This window comes from Ahrensia kielensis DSM 5890, assembly GCF_000374465.1.
Lineage (GTDB): Bacteria > Pseudomonadota > Alphaproteobacteria > Rhizobiales > Rhizobiaceae > Ahrensia > Ahrensia kielensis.
In genome coordinates this window covers 21273-39804 of record NZ_KB894534.1, presented here as the reverse complement: position 1 = coordinate 39804, position 18532 = coordinate 21273, and the positions used below count along the sequence as shown (strand labels likewise).

15 protein-coding genes are annotated in these 18532 nt (G+C 47.6%); 4 read left to right on the top strand and 11 right to left on the bottom strand.

The window, feature by feature from the left end; translation table 11 throughout:
• Positions 1 to 34: 34 nt before the first annotated feature.
• From C504_RS0115700 to C504_RS0115665, 8 genes are all read right to left on the bottom strand, one after another.
• Positions 35 to 805 carry an SDR family oxidoreductase gene (locus C504_RS0115700; RefSeq protein WP_018690323.1) on the bottom strand — a complete coding sequence of 257 codons (771 nt, stop codon included), beginning with the start codon at positions 803 to 805 and terminating at the stop codon, positions 35 to 37.
• Positions 805 to 1836 (bottom strand): zinc-dependent alcohol dehydrogenase, encoded by a 1032-nt coding sequence (locus C504_RS0115695; protein ID WP_018690322.1) that lies wholly within the window; start codon positions 1834 to 1836, stop codon positions 805 to 807. Before C504_RS0115695 ends, C504_RS0115700 begins: the two co-directional genes overlap by 1 nt.
• Before the next feature lie 7 nt (positions 1837 to 1843).
• On the bottom strand, positions 1844 to 2941 hold the full coding sequence (locus C504_RS0115690) for a mandelate racemase/muconate lactonizing enzyme family protein (RefSeq protein ID WP_018690321.1): 1098 nt from the start codon (positions 2939 to 2941) through the stop codon (positions 1844 to 1846).
• On the bottom strand, positions 2938 to 3939 hold the full coding sequence (locus C504_RS0115685) for an ABC transporter permease (RefSeq protein ID WP_018690320.1): 1002 nt from the start codon (positions 3937 to 3939) through the stop codon (positions 2938 to 2940). Before C504_RS0115685 ends, C504_RS0115690 begins: the two co-directional genes overlap by 4 nt.
• Before the next feature lie 5 nt (positions 3940 to 3944).
• Positions 3945 to 4937, bottom strand: a complete 993-nt coding sequence (locus C504_RS0115680; protein ID WP_018690319.1) for an ABC transporter permease — start codon at positions 4935 to 4937, stop codon at positions 3945 to 3947.
• On the bottom strand, positions 4934 to 6436 hold the full coding sequence (locus C504_RS0115675) for a sugar ABC transporter ATP-binding protein (RefSeq protein WP_018690318.1): 1503 nt from the start codon (positions 6434 to 6436) through the stop codon (positions 4934 to 4936). Before C504_RS0115675 ends, C504_RS0115680 begins: the two co-directional genes overlap by 4 nt.
• Before the next feature lie 89 nt (positions 6437 to 6525).
• Positions 6526 to 7497, bottom strand: coding sequence for an ABC transporter substrate-binding protein (locus C504_RS0115670; RefSeq protein ID WP_018690317.1), 972 nt, complete (start codon positions 7495 to 7497; stop codon positions 6526 to 6528).
• A 50-nt stretch (positions 7498 to 7547) separates the two neighbouring features.
• Complete coding sequence (locus C504_RS0115665; RefSeq protein ID WP_245555243.1) at positions 7548 to 9017, bottom strand: aldehyde dehydrogenase family protein; 1470 nt, start codon at positions 9015 to 9017, stop codon at positions 7548 to 7550.
• 209 nt (positions 9018 to 9226) lie between these two features.
• Here C504_RS0115665 and C504_RS0115660 point away from each other — a divergent pair, with 209 nt between their 5' ends.
• Both C504_RS0115660 and C504_RS0115655 read left to right on the top strand, forming a co-directional pair.
• Positions 9227 to 9937, top strand: a complete 711-nt coding sequence (locus C504_RS0115660) for an FCD domain-containing protein (protein ID WP_018690315.1) — start codon at positions 9227 to 9229, stop codon at positions 9935 to 9937.
• Entirely contained in the window at positions 9938 to 11554 is a 1617-nt protein-coding gene (locus C504_RS0115655) for a GMC family oxidoreductase (protein ID WP_018690314.1), read from the top strand.
• 260 nt (positions 11555 to 11814) lie between these two features.
• Here C504_RS0115655 and C504_RS18975 read toward each other — a convergent pair whose 3' ends face one another.
• The 3 genes from C504_RS18975 to C504_RS0115645 all read right to left on the bottom strand — a co-directional run bounded on the left by C504_RS18975 (position 11815) and on the right by C504_RS0115645 (position 15600).
• Positions 11815 to 12117, bottom strand: a complete 303-nt coding sequence (locus tag C504_RS18975) for a transposase (RefSeq protein ID WP_245555242.1) — start codon at positions 12115 to 12117, stop codon at positions 11815 to 11817.
• A 520-nt stretch (positions 12118 to 12637) separates the two neighbouring features.
• Complete coding sequence (locus tag C504_RS0115650; RefSeq protein ID WP_018690313.1) at positions 12638 to 14497, bottom strand: TRAP transporter large permease; 1860 nt, start codon at positions 14495 to 14497, stop codon at positions 12638 to 12640.
• Between the two features lie 68 nt (positions 14498 to 14565).
• Positions 14566 to 15600: a TRAP transporter substrate-binding protein gene (locus C504_RS0115645; protein WP_018690312.1), complete on the bottom strand. Its 1035-nt coding sequence runs from the start codon at positions 15598 to 15600 to the stop codon at positions 14566 to 14568.
• 184 nt (positions 15601 to 15784) lie between these two features.
• Here C504_RS0115645 and C504_RS0115640 point away from each other — a divergent pair, with 184 nt between their 5' ends.
• On the top strand, positions 15785 to 16450 hold the full coding sequence (locus tag C504_RS0115640) for a GntR family transcriptional regulator (RefSeq protein WP_245555240.1): 666 nt from the start codon (positions 15785 to 15787) through the stop codon (positions 16448 to 16450).
• Positions 16451 to 16815: 365 nt separating this feature from the next.
• A complete protein-coding gene (gene nhaC, locus C504_RS0115635; RefSeq protein ID WP_018690310.1) occupies positions 16816 to 18309 on the top strand; it encodes a Na+/H+ antiporter NhaC in 1494 nt (497 codons plus the stop codon).
• Positions 18310 to 18532 lie beyond the last annotated feature (223 nt).

Here is an 18532-nt window from a genome sequence, read left to right as displayed (position 1 = left end):
AAAGTTTAATTTTGATGGCATCTTAAGCCGGTTTTCACCGGCCCATCCACCCGCCATCAACCGTTAGAATCTCTCCGCTTACATAGTCAGAAGCAGAGGAGGCCAAAAACACCACAGGACCGGCAAAGTCTTCTGGTGTACCCCAGCGGCCAGCTGGAATACGTTCAAGGATAGATTTTGAGCGCGCAGCATCGGCTTGCAATGCTTGCGTATTGTCAGTCGCGATATAACCAGGGGCAATGGCATTCACATTCACGCCTTTGCCTGCCCATTCATTGGCCAAAGCTTTGGTCAATTGGCCAACACCGCCCTTAGATGCAGCATAACCGGGAACTGTAATCCCGCCCTGAAATGTCAAAAGAGATGCGGTAAAAATTATTTTTCCGCTTCCACGCGCAATCATGTGCGCCCCGATTTGCCGCGTCAAAACAAATTGCGCTGAAAGATTGGTTTCAATAACTTCATCCCACAATTCATCATCATGTTCAGCAGCAGGCTTACGTTTGATGGTGCCTGCATTGTTTATTAAAATGTCAATCGCGGGGTGATCTGCAAGCACCTGATCTGCAAACTTCCGCAAGGCTGCACGGTCAGAAAAGTCGCATTGATAGGAAGAGAATTTACGGCCAAGCGCACGTACCGAACGGCCCACTTCGCCCCCATCTTCTTCCAGTGTTGCGCTAACACCAATGATATCTGCGCCAGCACTTGCAAGCGCTTCGGCCATTCCCCGTCCGATACCGCGCTTTGCACCTGTTACGAGCGCGGTTTTACCTGATAGGTCAAATGATTTGAGAATATTCATTATGCATCCTGCTTAATTTTAATCATGGATTTCATGGCGTTCGGGTTAGATGTAAGCGCCTCAAAAGCTCTTTGAATTTCATCAAGTGACTTGATGTCCGTGATAAAACTATCGCAATCAACCACGCCTTCGGAAAGTAATTTCATTGCCTGCTCATAGTCGGATTTGAGATAAACGCGGGCACCAATCAATTCGAGCTCGCGCCAGAAGAACCTAAACATATCGATCTGCGGTTTGCTCGCATGAATAGCAACCATAACGATCCGGCCGCGTACCGATGCAGCTTCTGTCATCAAATCAACGCCGGGCTGTGTGCCCGAAACTTCAAAAACAACATCAGCACCTTTGCCACCAGTTTGTTCTTGAATGGATTTGGCAACATCAACATTTTTCGGATTGAGTGTCTTGAACCCAAGCTTTTCAGCATAGGCGAGCCGGTTTTCATTGATCTCAGAAATAGTCACATTGCCGCCCGCATGGCGCGCAACAAGTGCGATCAACATTCCAATTGGCCCACCGCCAATAACCAGAACGTCTTCACCTTGAGAAACTTTACCGCGATCAACATCATGACACGCAACCGCCAATGGTTCGATTAATGCTGCATGAGACAAGTCGAGATCATCGGGAAGCACATGTATGGTGTGCGCAGCGACATTCCATTTTTGTTGAAATGCACCCTCGGTATCAATACCGATGAATTTCAAATTATGACAAATATGCTCGTGACCTGCATCACATGCCGGACAATCACCACAATGATCAAGTGGGCGCACAACAATATGCTGGCCGATTTCTAGTCCCTCAACATTATCACCAATGGCGGCGATAACGCCCGACATTTCATGACCAATCGTGCGTTCAAAACCAACGCGCGGGTCCATATGGCCAAGGTAAATATGAAGGTCAGTGCCGCATATACCGCAATAAGCCACATCAATTTGCACTTCACCTGCGCTGGGCGGTGCAATTGATTTATTGTCAACGGTGAACGTTTTATTGCCGCGATAAGTGGCTGCCTTTATGGACATAAATTTCTCACTTTTTAAGAATGTTAGCAGTGTTTAGTTTTTCCCAATCAAACGTCACACCAACACCCGGCGTGTCGGGCGCAATGGCGCGTGCATTTTCGATGACCAGTGGACGCTTTGTGTATTCATCGATCGGGAATGAGTGAACTTCCAGCCAGCCACTATCGGGCAATCCGGAAAGCAAGCTGACGTGCAATTCCTGCATGCCATGGCTGCAAATCGGAACAGCATGTTTTCTTGCAAGTTCGGCGACCTGCAAAAATCCGGTTATGCCACCACAGTTGGAAGCATCAGGCTGGATGAAGGAAAGCTTGGCATGATTGAACGCCAGTTCAAATTCATGAATTGTGTGTAGGTTTTCACCCATTGCAAGCGGCATGTTTGCAGTATCTGCAATCTTCGCGAAACCGAAATAGTCATCAGGAATAGTCGGCTCTTCAAACCACAAGAGATCAAACGGTTTGAACGCTTCGCAAGCCGCAATTGCTTGATCAACAGACATCGAATAATTGGCATCCACCATGAATGCGACATCTGGACCGACAAGATCACGAACAGCAGCGATGCGTTGAATATCCTCAGCCAATGTTGGCTGCCCGATTTTGATTTTTACGCCATTAAAGCCGCGTTTAAGATGCTCGTTTATGCCTGCCAATAGTTTCGGCAATGGGAAGTTGAGATCAATACCGCCGCAATAGGCTTTACAGGATTGACCTGCACCACCTGCCATTTTCCAAAGTGGTTCACCGCGTTGTTTTCCGCGCAAATCCCACAAGGCAATATCAATTGCAGAAATTGCAAAGGAGGCGATGCCGCCGCGCGCAACATAATGAACATGCCATTGCATCGCGTCGTAAAGAGCTTCGATTTCGCTTGCGTTTTTGCCAATCAAAGTTGGCGCAAGATCATGCTCAACCATCGCTAGGATTGAGTGTCCACCCTTGCCGCCAGTATAGGTGTACCCCGTACCTGTGCTGCCGTTTTCAAGTGTAATTGTAACTGTAACCAGTTCGAAGAAATGATGATCGCCATGCTTAGCATCGACAAGAACCTCGGCGAGAGGAATGTGAAATAAGCGCGCATCGATTGACTTAATTATACTCATGCGACACGGCCTTTTCTTTTGTTGCGTGACATCACACGCGCTTGGAAGAGAATTACAGCAAAGAGGAAGCCGCCCCGGATAACCATCTGCCAATAGGCACTAATCGTGATGGTACCCAGTCCGTTTTCAAAATTGAGAATATTGAAAACAAGGCCAAGCAACAGCGCTCCGGCAACCGTTGCAGGAACCGAACCCAAACCGCCCGTCAGCAACGTGCCGCCGACAACGACAGAAGCGATTGCAGTTAACTCCCAACCTATGCCTTCAAGGGGTTGGCCCGCACCAAAACCAGATGCGAGAATAACGCCGGCTAATCCTGCACAGCCGCCTGACAGAAGATAGACGAATGCCTTCGCGCGGTTAACTTTCAAGCCCATCAACATTGATGCGTCTTCGCCGCCGCCAATCGCCAAAACTGTACGGCCCAGCGATGTTTTCTCAAGCAGAAACCACAATGCAATGACGACGATACCCACAACCACAATGGACCAAGGCAAAATATTGTATATTTTTTCCATACCCATCTTGGTGAAGTTTGATCCCCAATCTACCGCAATCGTGTTGGCACCGGAAATAACAAGCGCGCCGCCTTTAGCGCCGAGCATAGTTGCTAGAGTGGCGATGAAAGGCGGGATGCGAAGAACGATAATAAAGAACGCATTCAACCCGCCAAATGCCACTCCCGCCAGCACAGCCAATGGCAAAGCAATCTCAATACCGTGCGGTGAAAGATAAGCGGCAATCACCGAAGTAAAAGCTGCAACAGAACCAACAGACAGATCAATTCCGCCTGTCATAATGACAAAGCTCATTCCAACCGAGATGATGATGAACATCGAATTGTAGTTCAAAAATGAGGATATGTTGTAGGCACCGCTAAAATTATCATATCGGAGCAATCCAAATAGGATGAGCGTTGCAAGTGCTACCCACACGGCCATCGACTGAGGATTTCTGGATATATACTTACGCAAATCAAAAGCGTTGGAATCTAACATAGCTATTACTCCTTACGCGCTTGCTGAATATAAACGGCTGCGACAATGATGAGAGCCTTGGCAATCAAGGCCACTTCATCTTCAACCCCATTTGCCAGCAGCGTATATTTTACGAGTTGAATTATGACGGCGCCCAAAATGGCTCCGAATATCGGCGCTCGGCCGCCTTGTAGAAGCGCGCCGCCAACAACGGCTGCCGCAATAGCATCAAGCTCCATAAGGTCGCCGTTACGCGCAGCATCCGAAGCCGAGTTAATGGCAACAACGATCAATCCAGCCAAACCTGACAAGGCACCACAAATGATATAGACCGCAATTTTTACGCGCCGCACGGGGCCACCAGACAAGGTCGCCGCGCGTTCATTACCGCCAATAGCAAGCACATAACGGCCAAAAATTGTACGGCTAATAATCCAAAAAAGAACACAAGCAATGGCTATTGCGAGCCAACCCTGAAACGGCAAGCCGAGGATTTTTCCAGTACCAAGATAACTAAAGTTTGGATTTTTAAACGTTTGCAAATTGCCGTTTGTGAGCACCTGAGCAATGCCGCGCCCTGATATAAACAGGATAAGCGTGGCAATGATCGGCTGCACTTTGAGCACCGAAACCAAAACACCATTGAAAAGACCGCACGCCATTGCAACCAGCAGCGGAAAACCAATAGCCAAGGCAACGCCAAGGGCTGGGTACATTTGCCCAAACTCAGATTGGAAAATCAGCGGCGCAATAGCACCGGCCAAAGCCATGATCGCACCAACAGAAAGATCAATGCCCCCCGTTGCAATAACCAAAGTCATACCCATTGCAACGATAGCGATGGTTGCAACCTGGCTAATATTCACAAACAGCGTTTGTAACTGCAAAAAGTTCGGCGTTACTAAAATATTGAATCCAAGGATCACGACCAGAGCAACAAGGCCGCCATGGTTTTTCAAAACCTTTTTCCAGTTAAATATCGGCTGCGAAGATCCGCTGACATAACTTTGAGTACTCATGCCGCTTCCTCGCCTGTATGTGCCAATGCGCGCACAAGAATATCTTCGGTAATGCCAGGATTTTTGAGCTCTTTTATTGACCGCCCTTCATTGAGAACAACGATCCGGTCTGCGCCCTCAACAAGCTCCTCGAACTCGGAACTTATCAACACCACGCCAAATCCCTTGCTGACATAATCACGAATGATGGCTTGAATTTCACGCTTTGCACCGACATCGACACCGCGCGTTGGCTCATCAAGAATGAGAAGTTCCGGCTCAACAGCCAACCATCGAGCGAGCAAAACCTTTTGTTGGTTGCCGCCTGAAAGTTCACGTATCGGCTGCTCCATGCCTGCCGTTTTAATGCCCAACGCATCAATAAAACTTTGGACGATTTCGCGTTCTCTAGCTCTATCGATTTGCCCATTGCGCGTTAGTTTTGGCAAAAGTGCCAATGTCAAATTCTCGCGCACACTCATATCAGGAATAATGCCCTCGGCTTTGCGATCTTCGGTCAAAAGAGCAATGCCGGCTTTAATTGCTGCGGCTGGTGTTTCTAAACGAGCGCTTGCCCCCTTCAAAGAAACGGCACCACCCGTTAGTGCGTCTATGCCAAAAAGTGCACGCGCAGCTTCAGTTCTACCGGAGCCTAAAAGGCCTCCAAGACCGACAATTTCACCGCGGTGAACGGTGATGTCGAGCTTGGTTAAGCGCGGACCTGTTGCAATGTTTTCAGCGCACAAAAGCACTTCACCATGCTTGGCTTCCCCGCCCGAAAATTCCGTCATGCCTGCTTCAGCGATCTCACTTGAAGCGCGGCCCAGCATGCCTGAGATAAGGTCAAGCTTAGTGACACCTTTCATCTTTCGGCAATCTACTGTTCGCCCGTCGCGCATAGTCGTGACGCGGTCGCAAATCTCGAAAAGCTCATCAAGAAAATGAGAAACGTAAAGGACTGAAACGCCTGCATCGCGCAGACCGCGAACGACACCAAACAAAACTTTAACTTCCGAAACATCGAGCGATGAAGTCGGCTCATCCATGATGACGAGTTTGGCATCAAGAGAAACAGCGCGTGCAATCGCAACAAGCTGCTGAATGGCCGTTGAAAAACTGCCCAAGCGTGCGGTCACATCAATGTCGATGCCAAAGCGCTGCAATATTTCACGTGCGCGCTTATGGGCTTCATCCCAATCGATGAATACGCCCATTCGTTTGGGCTCATAGCCCATGACAATATTTTCGGTAACAGAGCGCAACGGAACAAGGTTTAACTCTTGGTAGATCGTCGCAATACCAGCGCTTTGTGCTTCCCTCGGGCTGCTGATAAAACTTTCAGCGCCATCAAAGTGCACATGACCACCATCACTGTGGTAAACGCCCGTCAATATTTTGATCAGTGTGGACTTACCTGCACCGTTTTGGCCAATCAGCGCATGAACTTCGCCCTTTTCAATATCGAGCGATGCGCCGTCGAGCGCAACCACGCCGTTAAACGCTTTCTGCACTGCGTCCATTTTTAATAATTGTGTCAATTATCCCCCCAAGCTCCTCAATTAGTCAAGGAGGCGCAATCGAGTGCGCCTCCTCTTCGGCAGGGAGGCCGTTAGTAAGCGTCCTTGATGTTTTCTGCTGCGTTCGCTTGCGTGAAGATCCGGTCTTTCACCTGAACCCAAGGTTCAATTTCTTCACCGGCAGCATAACGCTTCATCGTTTCGCAGGCCAAAGGACCAAAGAAAGGAGAGCTTTCAACAGTTACGCCCATTTTGCCGTCAATGATCGCTTGAAGTGCATCGCGTGTGCCATCGATAGAGACGATCAAAACATCCTCGCCCGGCTTGCGCCCTGCAAGTTCCAAAGCTTGAATTGCACCAATCGCCATTTCATCATTATGCGCATAAACGACATCAACATCGGGATGGGCTTGAAGCACAGTTTCCATGACTTGGCGGCCTTTATCGCGTGCAAAGTCACCTGTCTGAGAAGCGACAATTGTAAATCGCGGATCTTTAGCGATTGCATCGTCAAAGCCTTTTTTGCGGTCATTAGCAGGTGATGAACCTGTCGTGCCTTCAAGCTGAACAACAACAGCTTTATCGCCTTTGAAATTCTCGATAGTCCATTCGGCAACACGGCGGCCTTGGTCAATAAAGTCTGAACCTAGGAAGGAAACATAATCGACACCCGCTTTGGCATTATTTGGATCAACCGAGCGATCAACAAGAAATGTCGGAATGCCTGCAGCTGCAGCTTTTTTAACAGCTGGAATAAGTGGTTTTTCTTCACGTGGCGGCAAGAATAGAACGTCAATACCTTGTGCAATCATACTATCCACATCGGCCACTTGCTTGGCAGCAGAACCGCCTGCATCCGTGCTGATGAGATCCCAGTTACATGCTTCGGCTGTGTCAACAAATGACTTCGATTCTGCAATACGCCAAGGGTTGTTCGATTCCATTTGCGGAAAACCAACCTTGTAGCGTTCTTTTTGTTCAAGCGGCGGCAAGCTTTGAGCGATCGCCACTGTTGACATTGCAAGCGCTAGAAAAGAAGCGCCCAAAATTGTTCTACGTTTCATTATAGTTCCTCCTCATTGTGCGGCCATATTCCTCGTGACCGCTGTTTGGGTTAATCCCAATTCAAATAGCTGGTCTGCTTGCGCATATAGCCATCGAACCCGTATTTGCCGTCTTCACCGCCAAGTCCTGACATTCCCCAGCCAGTATGAAATCCTTGAACAGCCTCGCCATTGCTTCGGTTGAGATAGAGCTCACCGAACTTCAAAACGTGCGGAGCACGTTGAATGTGCTTAAGATTTTTCGTGAACAGATAAGCCGACAGCCCATATTGCGTGTCATTGGCGAGCGCGACCGCTTCGTCAAAAGACCCAACATTCATGGCAACAGCAACAGGACCAAAAACCTCATTGCGAATGGCTGGAATATGATTGTCTTTTACCGATAATACGGTTGGTGCCATCCAATGGCCCCGAGCGTATTGGTCGTTTTCCAAAACACCGCCTTCAAGCAGCACGTCAGCACCGGCTTTGACGCTTGCTGCAATAACATCAGCAACTTTATCACGCTCAAAACGGCTGACTTTAGGGCCCAAATCCACATTGCCCATTGGATCACCAATTGTAAGCGCTTGGGAGGCCGCAACAAATTTGTCCATGAACTCGTTTGCAATAGCGCTATGCAAATACATGCGCTCATTGCAGGTGCAAATCTGTCCGCAATTTGTATAACGCGCCGTCACCGCTGCTGCGACTGCGGCATCTATATTCGCATCGTCCATCACGATAAACGGCGCTTTGCCGCCAAGCTCAAGACGAACAGTTTTGACTGTATCTGCAGCAGCACGGAAAATTTCTTTACCAGCCCGCGTGCTACCGGTCATCGTGACCATACCCGTTAAAGGATGCTCGACCATCGCTTGACCAGCAACACGACCCCTGCCCGTAATTGAGTTAAACACCCCTGCTGGAAAACCAACATCATGGGCAAGTTGCGCAAGCGCCAAACCAGACAATGGCGTGTTCTCATGAGCCATCAACACAAAGGTGTTGCCCGCAACCAATGCTGGCCCCAATTTACGTGCAGCAAGTGCAGCTGGATAATTCCAAGACGTTAAACCAACAACCACACCATAAGGATGGCGACGAATTTGAATTTCTTCATTTAAGTTATCAGAGGCAACAATATCGCCCTCAATGCGCCGCGCGCTTTCTGCTGCATATGTCAGGAAGGTGATAACAGCATCGATTTCGCCGCGCGCTTGCGCGATTGGTTTGCCTTGCTCCAACGTTATGATGTGAGCCAAAGCTTCATGGTTGGTTTGCACTTCACCCGCCAGCGCAGCGACAAGTCTTGCGCGCTCAATCGCAGGTCTAGCTGCCCATAAGGCAGAGGCCTTATGCGCCGCTTCAACAGCCATTGCAGCATCTCCTGCTGAACCATCAACGATGGAAGCAATAACAGTCTCATTCGCTGGGTTCTCAACCTCAATCAGCTCTCGTCCGGTTGGATTCGTCCATTTGCCATCAACATACATGCCGATGGTAGCAGGCTTAGAGCTTGTAAAAGTTAAATCGAACACAGCTTATCCAGTTTGGTATGACCAATATGGTTCTACCAAATATATATAGTTCGGGTTTGTCAACACTGCAATTTCGCTTTTACATATAAAAAATACTGTCAATAAGAGCAATTATCGCACTGAAATGGCTTATCATAGCGTTTGCATTAAGCTTGCATATTTGTCATATTGCTTTTCAAAGACTAATTTTAGTAGGACCATATTTGCATATGTCTTTAGATACGAACATCCGTGCAGCCGATGCGATTGTGGCAGAACTTGAATCTCAAATTGCATCTGGCCGCTTAAGAAACAAAAGCCCATTGCCTGCTGAACGTGAATTAATGGAGCAATTCGGAACCAGCAGGACGGTTGTCAGAGAAGCGATATCAACGCTTTCAAATCGCGGCCTTGTTGAGAGCAAACCTCGGTTTCGTCCAATCGTCAGCAAGCCCGATTACGCGACCGTGTTGAGCGCGACTGGAAATGTGGTCAGGCACCTTCTTAACGAACCGGGCGGCGTTAAGAACCTGTATCAAAGCCGCGTCTTTATGGAATGTGGATTGGTGAGGCAGGCAGCTATATCTGCGACAAAAACAGACATAAGTGATCTAAAGGCCGCCTTAGAAGCTAACAAAAATGCGATAAACGATTCCGAAGAATTTTATAGAACCGACAACGCTTTTCATGGTGTTCTCTACCAGATACCGAAAAACCCAATCTTCCCCGCCGTTCATGAGGGTTACACATCGTGGCTTGCCCCACAATGGGCGCAGATGAAGCGCCTACCTGAACGAAACTTGGCCAATTACGAGGCACACAAAGCTATACTTGATGCCATTTTAGAACGAGACGCAGACGCGGCTGAAGAAGCCTTGAACGTTCACTTGAAAGCTGCATGGGAATATGTGCGCGTTACATTCGACATGGAAGCCGACTAGATGGAAAGCTTCGATCATATTGTTATTGGCGGCGGCTCATCTGGCTGTGTAGCCGCCGCAAGGCTTAGCTCTGATGGCAATGCCAGAGTTCTTCTACTCGAAGCTGGACATTCAAACAGACACCCTTTGCTCGATATGCCGCCGGGCATTTTCAAAATGATAAACGGCTCGAAATTTATGCGCTATCATAAAACGATACCGCAAGAGCACTTAGACGGCCGTGTTCACGAAATCCCTCAAGGGCACGTATTGGGCGGCGGATCATCCGTCAACGCACAGGTTTACATGCGCGGAAGACCATCTGATTACGATGAGTGGCAAGAAATCCTGCGCGGCAATAATGACAGCATTGGCTGGGGCTGGAGGGACGTTCTACCTCACTATCGCAGGATGGAAGCAAACAACCGCCTTAACAATGACCTGCATGGAACAAATGGGCCGATGCTGGTCTCTGACCCCGGCCACATCGATGAAATGTCGCGTTGGTTTGTGCAAGCGGTGCAAGCAATTGGCGAACCATTCAATCCAGATTTCAACGGGCAAACACAGCGCGGCGTTGGCTTTTATCAATTTATGAATCGTCACGGTAAACGCAGCTCGGCAGCCTACGCTTATATTGAACCACAAAAAAACAATCCAAACCTGAACGTTCGGCTAAACGCTGAAGTAATGCGTATCGTGATTGAAAATGGATGCGCCAAGGGCGTAATCTATCGCGACCGCAAAGGGGAAATTAAAACCGTCTATGCCGATGGTGAAATTATTGTTGCCGCAGGCGCGCTGATTACACCTAAACTGTTGATGCTTTCTGGAATTGGCCCTGCAGAGCACCTTCAAGAACATGGCATCGACGTACAAATTGATTTGCCGGGCGTTGGCCAAAATTTAATCGACCACCCTGAAGTGCCGACAACAGCATTGGCAAATGGACCATACGGTTATTACAAACAGGGTGAAGGTTGGCGCATGCTGAAAAACGGCATCCAATTCAAACTCTTTGGCTCCGGCCCCATCACATCTGCAGGCGTCGAGGCAGGCGCTTTTGTAAACCCCATTTCACCGGACGCACTGCCAACAATTCAGGCATTTTGTGTGCCCATAGTTTACCTAGATCGCGATAGCGTTGGCCTTGTAAACGATGGACATGGGCTGACCATTACGACCGTCGTTGTGAAACCGAAATCACGCGGCGAAGTGCGGTTAAAATCGGCCAATCCATCCGATATGCCTGCCGTCTCACCCAACCTGTTAAAACATCCCGATGATATGCGCGAGATGGTGGCAGGGCAGCGCTTCTTCATAAATGCGCTTAAAGCTTCACCGCTTGCTGAACACCTTGAACGGATCGCAATCCCGCCCCAAGATGATTTATCCGATGACGCATTAAAAGCGCATTGCAAACGGTTTGTGAAAACAAATTATCACCCGTCGAGCACTGCAAGGATGGGCGCCGATGGCGACCCAATGGCCGTGCTCGATGCAAAATTGCGTGTGCGCGGGATTCAGAACTTAAGGGTCTGCGACATGTCCGCAGTGCCGAACATCAATGCTGGTAACACAAATGCCCCTGCTATGATGATTGGTGACCGTTGTGCGGACTTGATTATAGACAAATGAACCTATTACTCGACCACTTAATGCAAGAATTTTGGTGATTTTTGCAATAGCAGAAAGGGCTTTCGTTGTTATGCTCTGAAATTTGCATGCACTGGGAACGTGGCAAGTACCTCTGACAACCGATCTTATCAGAGTATCTTTAAGCTCGCGTGAAAAGCCACACAAACAATCATTATACCGCGCACAAAATACGCCAATCGTTTAACGACTGATCTCGTAAATATTAAAAATTGGGGCGGCTTAGGAAATGAAGTTGGTGGTTAAATTGGTAGAAAATGGTAGCATGAATGGACGAGAATTTTTTGCAAACTTGCTATGGATCGGAAACGTCCCATAGCTCGTTCTCGTCGCCTAAAATGAAGATGTAAAATCCCAATTTGGTTATTCTTATATTGCCCAATTTTGTGGCGATGACGGATACCAAGGTTTCTTAAAGCTGCGCTATAGGAGCCAAGTTTACCCGTGTCTATTTCAGCAAGAGAACCGTATCTGGAAAGCAATTTCCTTAATACCTTCAATACAACACGACGATCTCGACGCTTTGAAACATAGCTGTCCAACATAGTGCCCTCATGATCAATGGCGCGCCAAAACCTCTCGGTGATTGCTTCGCATTCACCTGCCGGTCAACGGATATAGTTTCTCACCATTGATTTTGACGAAAACTTCATCAATGTGCCAGCGACAATTTGAGTGTTTCCCTGCCCGATGCTGCCTAACTTCATTTGCCAACATCGGCCCAAAACGGTTCCACCAAGAACGCACTGTTTCGTGGCAAATGTCGATTCCGCGTTCGTGCAGAATATCCACCACCTGCCGTAAACTGAGTGGAAACCGAACATAATACATCACCGCTAGTTTGATGATTTCAGGCGAAGTTTAAAATACTTAAAAATATTTTTCGTTTTCATGTTCGAAAATTACCGCGGTTTTCAAATAGCGGAAAGTTCCCCTGACAACACCGCCTCAAAGCATAAAGTAGCTCTTTCATAAAGGCGACCGTAAAAATCATCACCTTCGCTTCATATCCAGTACCCTTCTTGGATGCGAGCTAGATGACAATAAGGAACATTGATCTTCTCATTATGGTCCAAACCATTTTATAGGAAGCATCGTTATCTGAGGCACCAACGTGATGAGTACAAGAATGACAAGTTGCGCAGCCACGAATGGCAATATTGCTTTGAACACTGCGCTTGAATCGGCGCGACCTACCCGTGCTGTCGTGAAGACAAGTACACCGAGTGGCGGGGTTAGTGCACCGATCACAAGATTGATAACCATCACAACACCGAAGTGCAGCGGATCAACACCTGCAGCAACGACCACAGGAACCAATATTGGCACCAAAATAACTAGCGCTGCAATCATTTCGATAAACAGACCGACGAACAAAAGGAACACGTTAATCAACAGCAACAAAAGTATTGGGTCAGAGCTTAATGAACCAAGCCATGCTGCAATTTTTTGCGGTGCTTGTTCGAATGTTAAAATCCAAGCAAATGGAGATGCTGCAGCAATAATGACTGCAACAGCGACTGTATCTTCTACGGCTTCGCGCAGTGCACCTACAAGATTGGCAGCGGTTAAAGCACGATAAATAAAGGCCCCGCAAAACAGCGCAAATAGAAACGCCATTGCACCAGCTTCGGTTGCGGTAAAAATGCCAAACCGAACGCCCCCGACAATAAAGACAGGTAACAAGAGTGCAGGCACGGCAAGTCTAAAAGCACGCCAACGTTCTGTTCCTGTCGAGCGGGCACGGTCTCCGCCATACCCTTTGACAGTGGAAACAATATAAACTACCACCGATAGTGCAAGCGCGACCATCAGTCCTGGCACAATGGTGCCGACAAAAATGGCACCGACGGATACAGATGCCAGGGCTGCATATATAATCAACCCAAGGCCGGGCGGAATCATGTTCGCAAGCGTTGAGGCCGCAGCCGTTAGAGCGCAGCTAAATGCACGGTCATAGCCATGTTTTTCCATTTGCGGAACGAGCAGTTTGGCGGTTGCTGAAGCATCGGCTGTTGATGAACCTGAAACGCCTGCAAGCATAACATTGGTAACAACATTGGCCTGACCTAGACCGCCCTTGAAGTGACCGACCAAGTGTGAAGCAAGATCAACAATACGAACTGTAATACCGCCAGCATTCATGACCGCTGCTGCCATTATGAAAAATGGAATTGCCAGCAGTGTAAAAGAGTTAAGTGAGCCGGACATGTTCTGTGTGATGATCACGAGCATTGAAGCTGGTTGCGTTGACATGGCAGCAAAGGAACCAAGCACAAGTGCAAACATTATTGGCACTTCAAGAAAAATCAAAAGCAAGCCGACGATCATCAATATTGAGGAAATACTCAAATTTCCCCACACATTGCTGCCCGTATGACGCAATATGTAATACAATCCAATACCTGCCACCAGCGTTGCTAAACCTGACCACCAAGTTGAGCCAGCAATAGGCCTTGCTAGGAAAATGAGCCCCATCAAGCTACCTGTTGGTACGGCCATAAACATATATTTCAACGGGATTTGAAGTGCAGGTGTAACTTGCATGGAGCGCTGTGCGAAATCGATACCATGCACGACCATCAAATAGCATGCTGTCACTGTAACAATTCGCAAGAAGATAGTTTGGCCATATTGCGCTTTTTGCGGTAACATTTTCACAAACAGCGAAATTGCAATATGTCTATCGCGGTGTACCAAAACCGCCATGCCGAGGAAAATAGACCAGACAAAGAGAAATTGTGCTAACTCCTCTGGCCAAGGCAGGGATGCATTAAGAACATAGCGGCAAAAGACCTGCAAAATGGCAGCTCCAGTTGCCATCAAAATGGTCGCGACCGAAAGTGCTTCTAAGGTTCGGTCTAGCCAAGCAAATCCCAAGCTGGCAACCGATGGGTTGGCTGCTTTGTGATGTGTCTCGATCATCTAATTTCCCCGTAATCAAAGTCGTAAAAAACCCGCCCAGTTTTAGGGCGGGTAAGTTGTTGGGAGGATCAGCCTAAAGCGCGAATCTTAGCGATCATTTCAGCTGTTTCTGGGCTTGCTTCACCCATTTTTTCAAATAGGAAGTCCGTTTTCTCTTCCCATTTTGCACGTTCTTCAGCAGGGAATGGTTGAACTGTACAGCCAACCGCTTTGAGGTCTTCAAGTGCTTTGTCAGCACCTGCGCGGTTAATTGTGCGTTGTTCACCAAACACTTCTTTCGCAGAGGTGCGGCATAGTTCCTGCAAATCAGCAGGTAATGAATCAAGCCATGCAGCATTCATGCGAATAGCCTTTGGCAAGAACCAGTGATATGTAGGCGTGATATTTTTAGCCTGCTCATGCCATTTAAAGCCGAGCACAGAGAAATAGTCTGAATCAAGCCCATCAATGATGCCAGTTGAAAGTGCAGAATACTGCTCAGAATACGGCAATGGTGTTGGGTTAGCGCCCAAGGCCTTCCAAAACTCTACCCATATATTGACCTCTGGAACGCGCAGCTTAACACCTTGAAGGCTAGCAAGACCTGTGACCGGTTCTTTGGTCAGCAAATGTCTGAAGCCAACTTCACCATAAGCAATGAACTCAACGCCCGTTTTTTCACGTGCAATTTTGCTGATTTCGTCACCAATATCGCCCTGCAGAACCGCATCAACATGCGCTTCATTTTTATATATAAAGCCAGGTGCACCAGCCGTAGCTGCAATCTCAGGCGCTATAGCTTCTTCACTATCAGGGCCTGCGGCTGTAACCTGAACAGTACCAATACGGCTCATCTCCAGCAACTGTGCTAGACCACCAAGCTGGCTAGCAGGGAAATGCTGAGCATCAATGCGCCCCTCACTGCGTTCGTTTAATATTTTTGCCCATTTATCAAATGCGTTTGTAAAAGGTGATCCAATTGCTTCAGAGTGAGCAATTTTACAAACAAATTTTTCCTGACTGAATGCGTTGGAAATCAATGCAGGCATTGCAAGCGTCGCAACTCCGCCCCCAATTAGCTGACGCCTGTTAATTGAGAATCTTTTGTTAGATTTGTCATTCATGTTAGTACCCTCCCTTAAATGTTTCAAATAAGCTGGTGACGTTCTCCCTCCAGAAAATACATCTTCACCATACCGGTATGGTAGTGTATAATATGCAAAACGTAAAATGCAAAATGGAAATTAGATGATAAATCCTCTTCGGCTTGATCAACCTATAGCGCCGCAACTGTTTTTTGAGCTGCGAATGGCTATTATTGAAATGCGCTTCAATCCAGGCGAAGCCCTATCGGAGAAGGAAATATCCCTTAAGTATGGCGTTAGTCGCCAGCCCGTTCGCGAGGCTTTCATTAAACTATCAGAAGCTGGCTTGGTAGAAATACGTCCAAGCCGCGGAACATATGTTAGCAAAATATCAGTCCGTAGGGTCGCTGACGCAAGATTAGTACGAGAAGCCGTCGAATGTTCGTTGGTGCGCAATGCTACTCGTTTAGCAAAGCCAAAAGATATTGATTTTCTTGATGAATTGCTTGAAGAGCAAGACCAAGCCTTCAGTGAAGATAACTTTAATCGGTTCAACCGCAGTGATAACTTTTTCCACCGTGCAATCGCGAATATAGTTCAGTGCGATTACGCCCTTAAAACAGTTGAAGGTGCACGCAACGAAATCGATCGGGTCCGTTATTTGAGTCTAGGTATCGCGACTCCCATGAAACGGCTCATTGAACAGCATAGGAATATTGTATCTGCTATTCGCTCTGGCGAACCAGACGCAGCTGACAAAGCGATGCGCGAACATTTGCGCGAAATCCTATTGGCCTTACCTCACCTTGCAGAGGTTAATCCGGATATTTTTGAAGATAGATCACTGCCTGAGCATACAATTCAGATTATCAACGATATATCTCACTGAATTAAGACGGTGTTGTCAGCGGAACCTTAAACGGACGCAAAAGACCACACAAGAAATCATTATGCCGTGATCTGCCCCCCAGTAAATAGCCCTATTTATCGGTCGCAAATCAGCAATGGTGCAAACTCAACCAACATCACATTCCACGCTCAGTCACCGAAGCCTGATATGCTTAAGACTACGGATCATGTGCAATATAGGAGCATGATTTAAGAGCCCTAAAATATGGAATAAATCGCGCAAGCAGTATGAATAAACTTTGTTACTGAAAAGTCTGGCCTTTCCATTTTTCATTCCTGCAATAAGTAAGAAACTATAAGTATGCATATCACGGCATAACAATAGTAATTAGGGAAACAGATAAAATGGATAAAAATAACCTGCCATCTCTACCTCTGGCGCTTTTACCAGTTGTATTGACACTTGGTTTACTTGCACTTCAGCTGTTCTACTATGGTGATTTTACGCCTCACATCCCCTTAATTTTGGGCTTAGCCATTACTTCTTTGCTAGGTGTGCTGCGCGGACAAGGTTGGATGGATATCCGAGAAGGTGTTTTCCACGTAATACATGTTTCGATGCCCTCTCTGGCCGTATTGATCGTTGTTGGAATGATTATCGGTGTCTGGATAGCATCGGGTACTGTGCCTACGTTAATTTACTACGGCCTCACGTTGCTTACACCTTCTATTTTTCTGGCTGCTGCAATGATTCTTTGTGCTGTTGTTTCGCTTTCGCTGGGAACGAGCTGGGGGACAGTTGGTACGATTGGCTTGGCTCTGATGGGCATCGGTGCAGGCTTCGGCATTCCTGCTTATTGGACTGCAGGTGCTGTTGTTTCGGGGGCTTTTTTCGGCGATAAAGTGTCGCCATTGTCCGATACCACCAATCTGGCTCCGGCGGTCACTGGCACAAATGTTTTCGACCATATTAAGAACATGTTACCAACAACAGTACCGGCGATGCTGATTGCACTGACGATTTACATTGCTGCTGGATTTTTGCTGATTGGTGAAACCGTTGGCGATGTCACCAGCATCAATCAGATTACATCTGGACTAACAGAGCGGTTTAATCTTGGTTTTGTACCGCTAATTCCAGCAGTAATTGTGGTAGGGCTGGCACTCATGAAAAAACCACCGCTGCCATCTCTTTTTGCAGGTGTGATTGCAGGTGCCATTGTCGCAATCTTCTGGCAGGGTGTTGGCCTTCATGATGTGTTCACGTTCGCACAATCAGGTTATTCTATCGAAACGGGTATCGCGGATATTGATACTCTTCTCAATGCAGGTGGTATTCAATCTATGATGTGGACCATCTCTCTGATGCTGATTGCGCTTGGGTTTGGCGGCGCTTTGGAGCGGACCGGTTGCTTGGAAGCTATTATTATGGCGATCATCAGCCGCGTGAAAAGCTTTGCCGCTGTGCAAACGTCGGCAATTGGTACCGCGTTTGCGACTAATATGGTTGCAGGAGATCCCTACATCTCTATCGCCTTACCAGGTCGGATGTTTGCACCTCTTTACCGCGGCATGGGGTATTCAACATTAAACCTTAGTCGGGCGGTTGAAGAAGGCGGAACGATGATGAGCCCACTGATCCCATGGAACGCAGGCGGCGCTTTCGTGATCTCAGCACTTAGTTTGGGCGTTATGGATGGCAACATGACTAATCTACTTTATATTCCTCTCGCTTTTGCCTGCTGGACTGCTCCGCTGATCGGTATATTCTATGCGTTGACCAACTTGTTTTCGCCTATGGCAACCGAAAAGGACCGTTCAGAATGGGCAAAGCAGAACGAAGAGATAATGGATCTTGGTGATCACGAACTTGCTTATGATGAGACTGCAGTTACCTAAGTTGATGGGGGTGAGTCAGTATAGCGCTGGTCATTGCGGGCCAGATCTGCTTCTAAACTTTAAAGCGTTCATCTGGTGTGTTTCCCGAGTAATTCATTCTGAGCGATGTGGGTTGTGCGCCCAGATCAGGGCAAAATAAACACGTATATCGTGAATAAGCTTACCGCTGTGAAGACTCATAACATGCAAGAGAAAAGGACTTACTGCATAATGTAATCTCCAT

What these genes read in the sequence shown, in the direction of transcription:
- C504_RS0115645 (WP_018690312.1), bottom strand. Translation starts at nt 15,600, where the DNA reads ATGAATGACAAATCTAACAAAAGATTCTCAATTAACAGGCGTCAGCTA.
- C504_RS0115675 (WP_018690318.1), bottom strand. Translation starts at nt 6,436, where the DNA reads ATGGACGCAGTGCAGAAAGCGTTTAACGGCGTGGTTGCGCTCGACGGC.
- C504_RS0115700 (WP_018690323.1), bottom strand. Translation starts at nt 805, where the DNA reads ATGAATATTCTCAAATCATTTGACCTATCAGGTAAAACCGCGCTCGTA.
- C504_RS0115670 (WP_018690317.1), bottom strand. Translation starts at nt 7,497, where the DNA reads ATGAAACGTAGAACAATTTTGGGCGCTTCTTTTCTAGCGCTTGCAATG.
- nhaC (WP_018690310.1), top strand. Translation starts at nt 16,816, where the DNA reads ATGGATAAAAATAACCTGCCATCTCTACCTCTGGCGCTTTTACCAGTT.
- C504_RS0115680 (WP_018690319.1), bottom strand. Translation starts at nt 4,937, where the DNA reads ATGAGTACTCAAAGTTATGTCAGCGGATCTTCGCAGCCGATATTTAAC.
- C504_RS0115655 (WP_018690314.1), top strand. Translation starts at nt 9,938, where the DNA reads ATGGAAAGCTTCGATCATATTGTTATTGGCGGCGGCTCATCTGGCTGT.
- C504_RS18975 (WP_245555242.1), bottom strand. Translation starts at nt 12,117, where the DNA reads ATGTTGGACAGCTATGTTTCAAAGCGTCGAGATCGTCGTGTTGTATTG.
- C504_RS0115685 (WP_018690320.1), bottom strand. Translation starts at nt 3,939, where the DNA reads ATGTTAGATTCCAACGCTTTTGATTTGCGTAAGTATATATCCAGAAAT.
- C504_RS0115650 (WP_018690313.1), bottom strand. Translation starts at nt 14,497, where the DNA reads ATGATCGAGACACATCACAAAGCAGCCAACCCATCGGTTGCCAGCTTG.
- C504_RS0115690 (WP_018690321.1), bottom strand. Translation starts at nt 2,941, where the DNA reads ATGAGTATAATTAAGTCAATCGATGCGCGCTTATTTCACATTCCTCTC.
- C504_RS0115640 (WP_245555240.1), top strand. Translation starts at nt 15,785, where the DNA reads ATGGCTATTATTGAAATGCGCTTCAATCCAGGCGAAGCCCTATCGGAG.
- C504_RS0115695 (WP_018690322.1), bottom strand. Translation starts at nt 1,836, where the DNA reads ATGTCCATAAAGGCAGCCACTTATCGCGGCAATAAAACGTTCACCGTT.
- C504_RS0115660 (WP_018690315.1), top strand. Translation starts at nt 9,227, where the DNA reads ATGTCTTTAGATACGAACATCCGTGCAGCCGATGCGATTGTGGCAGAA.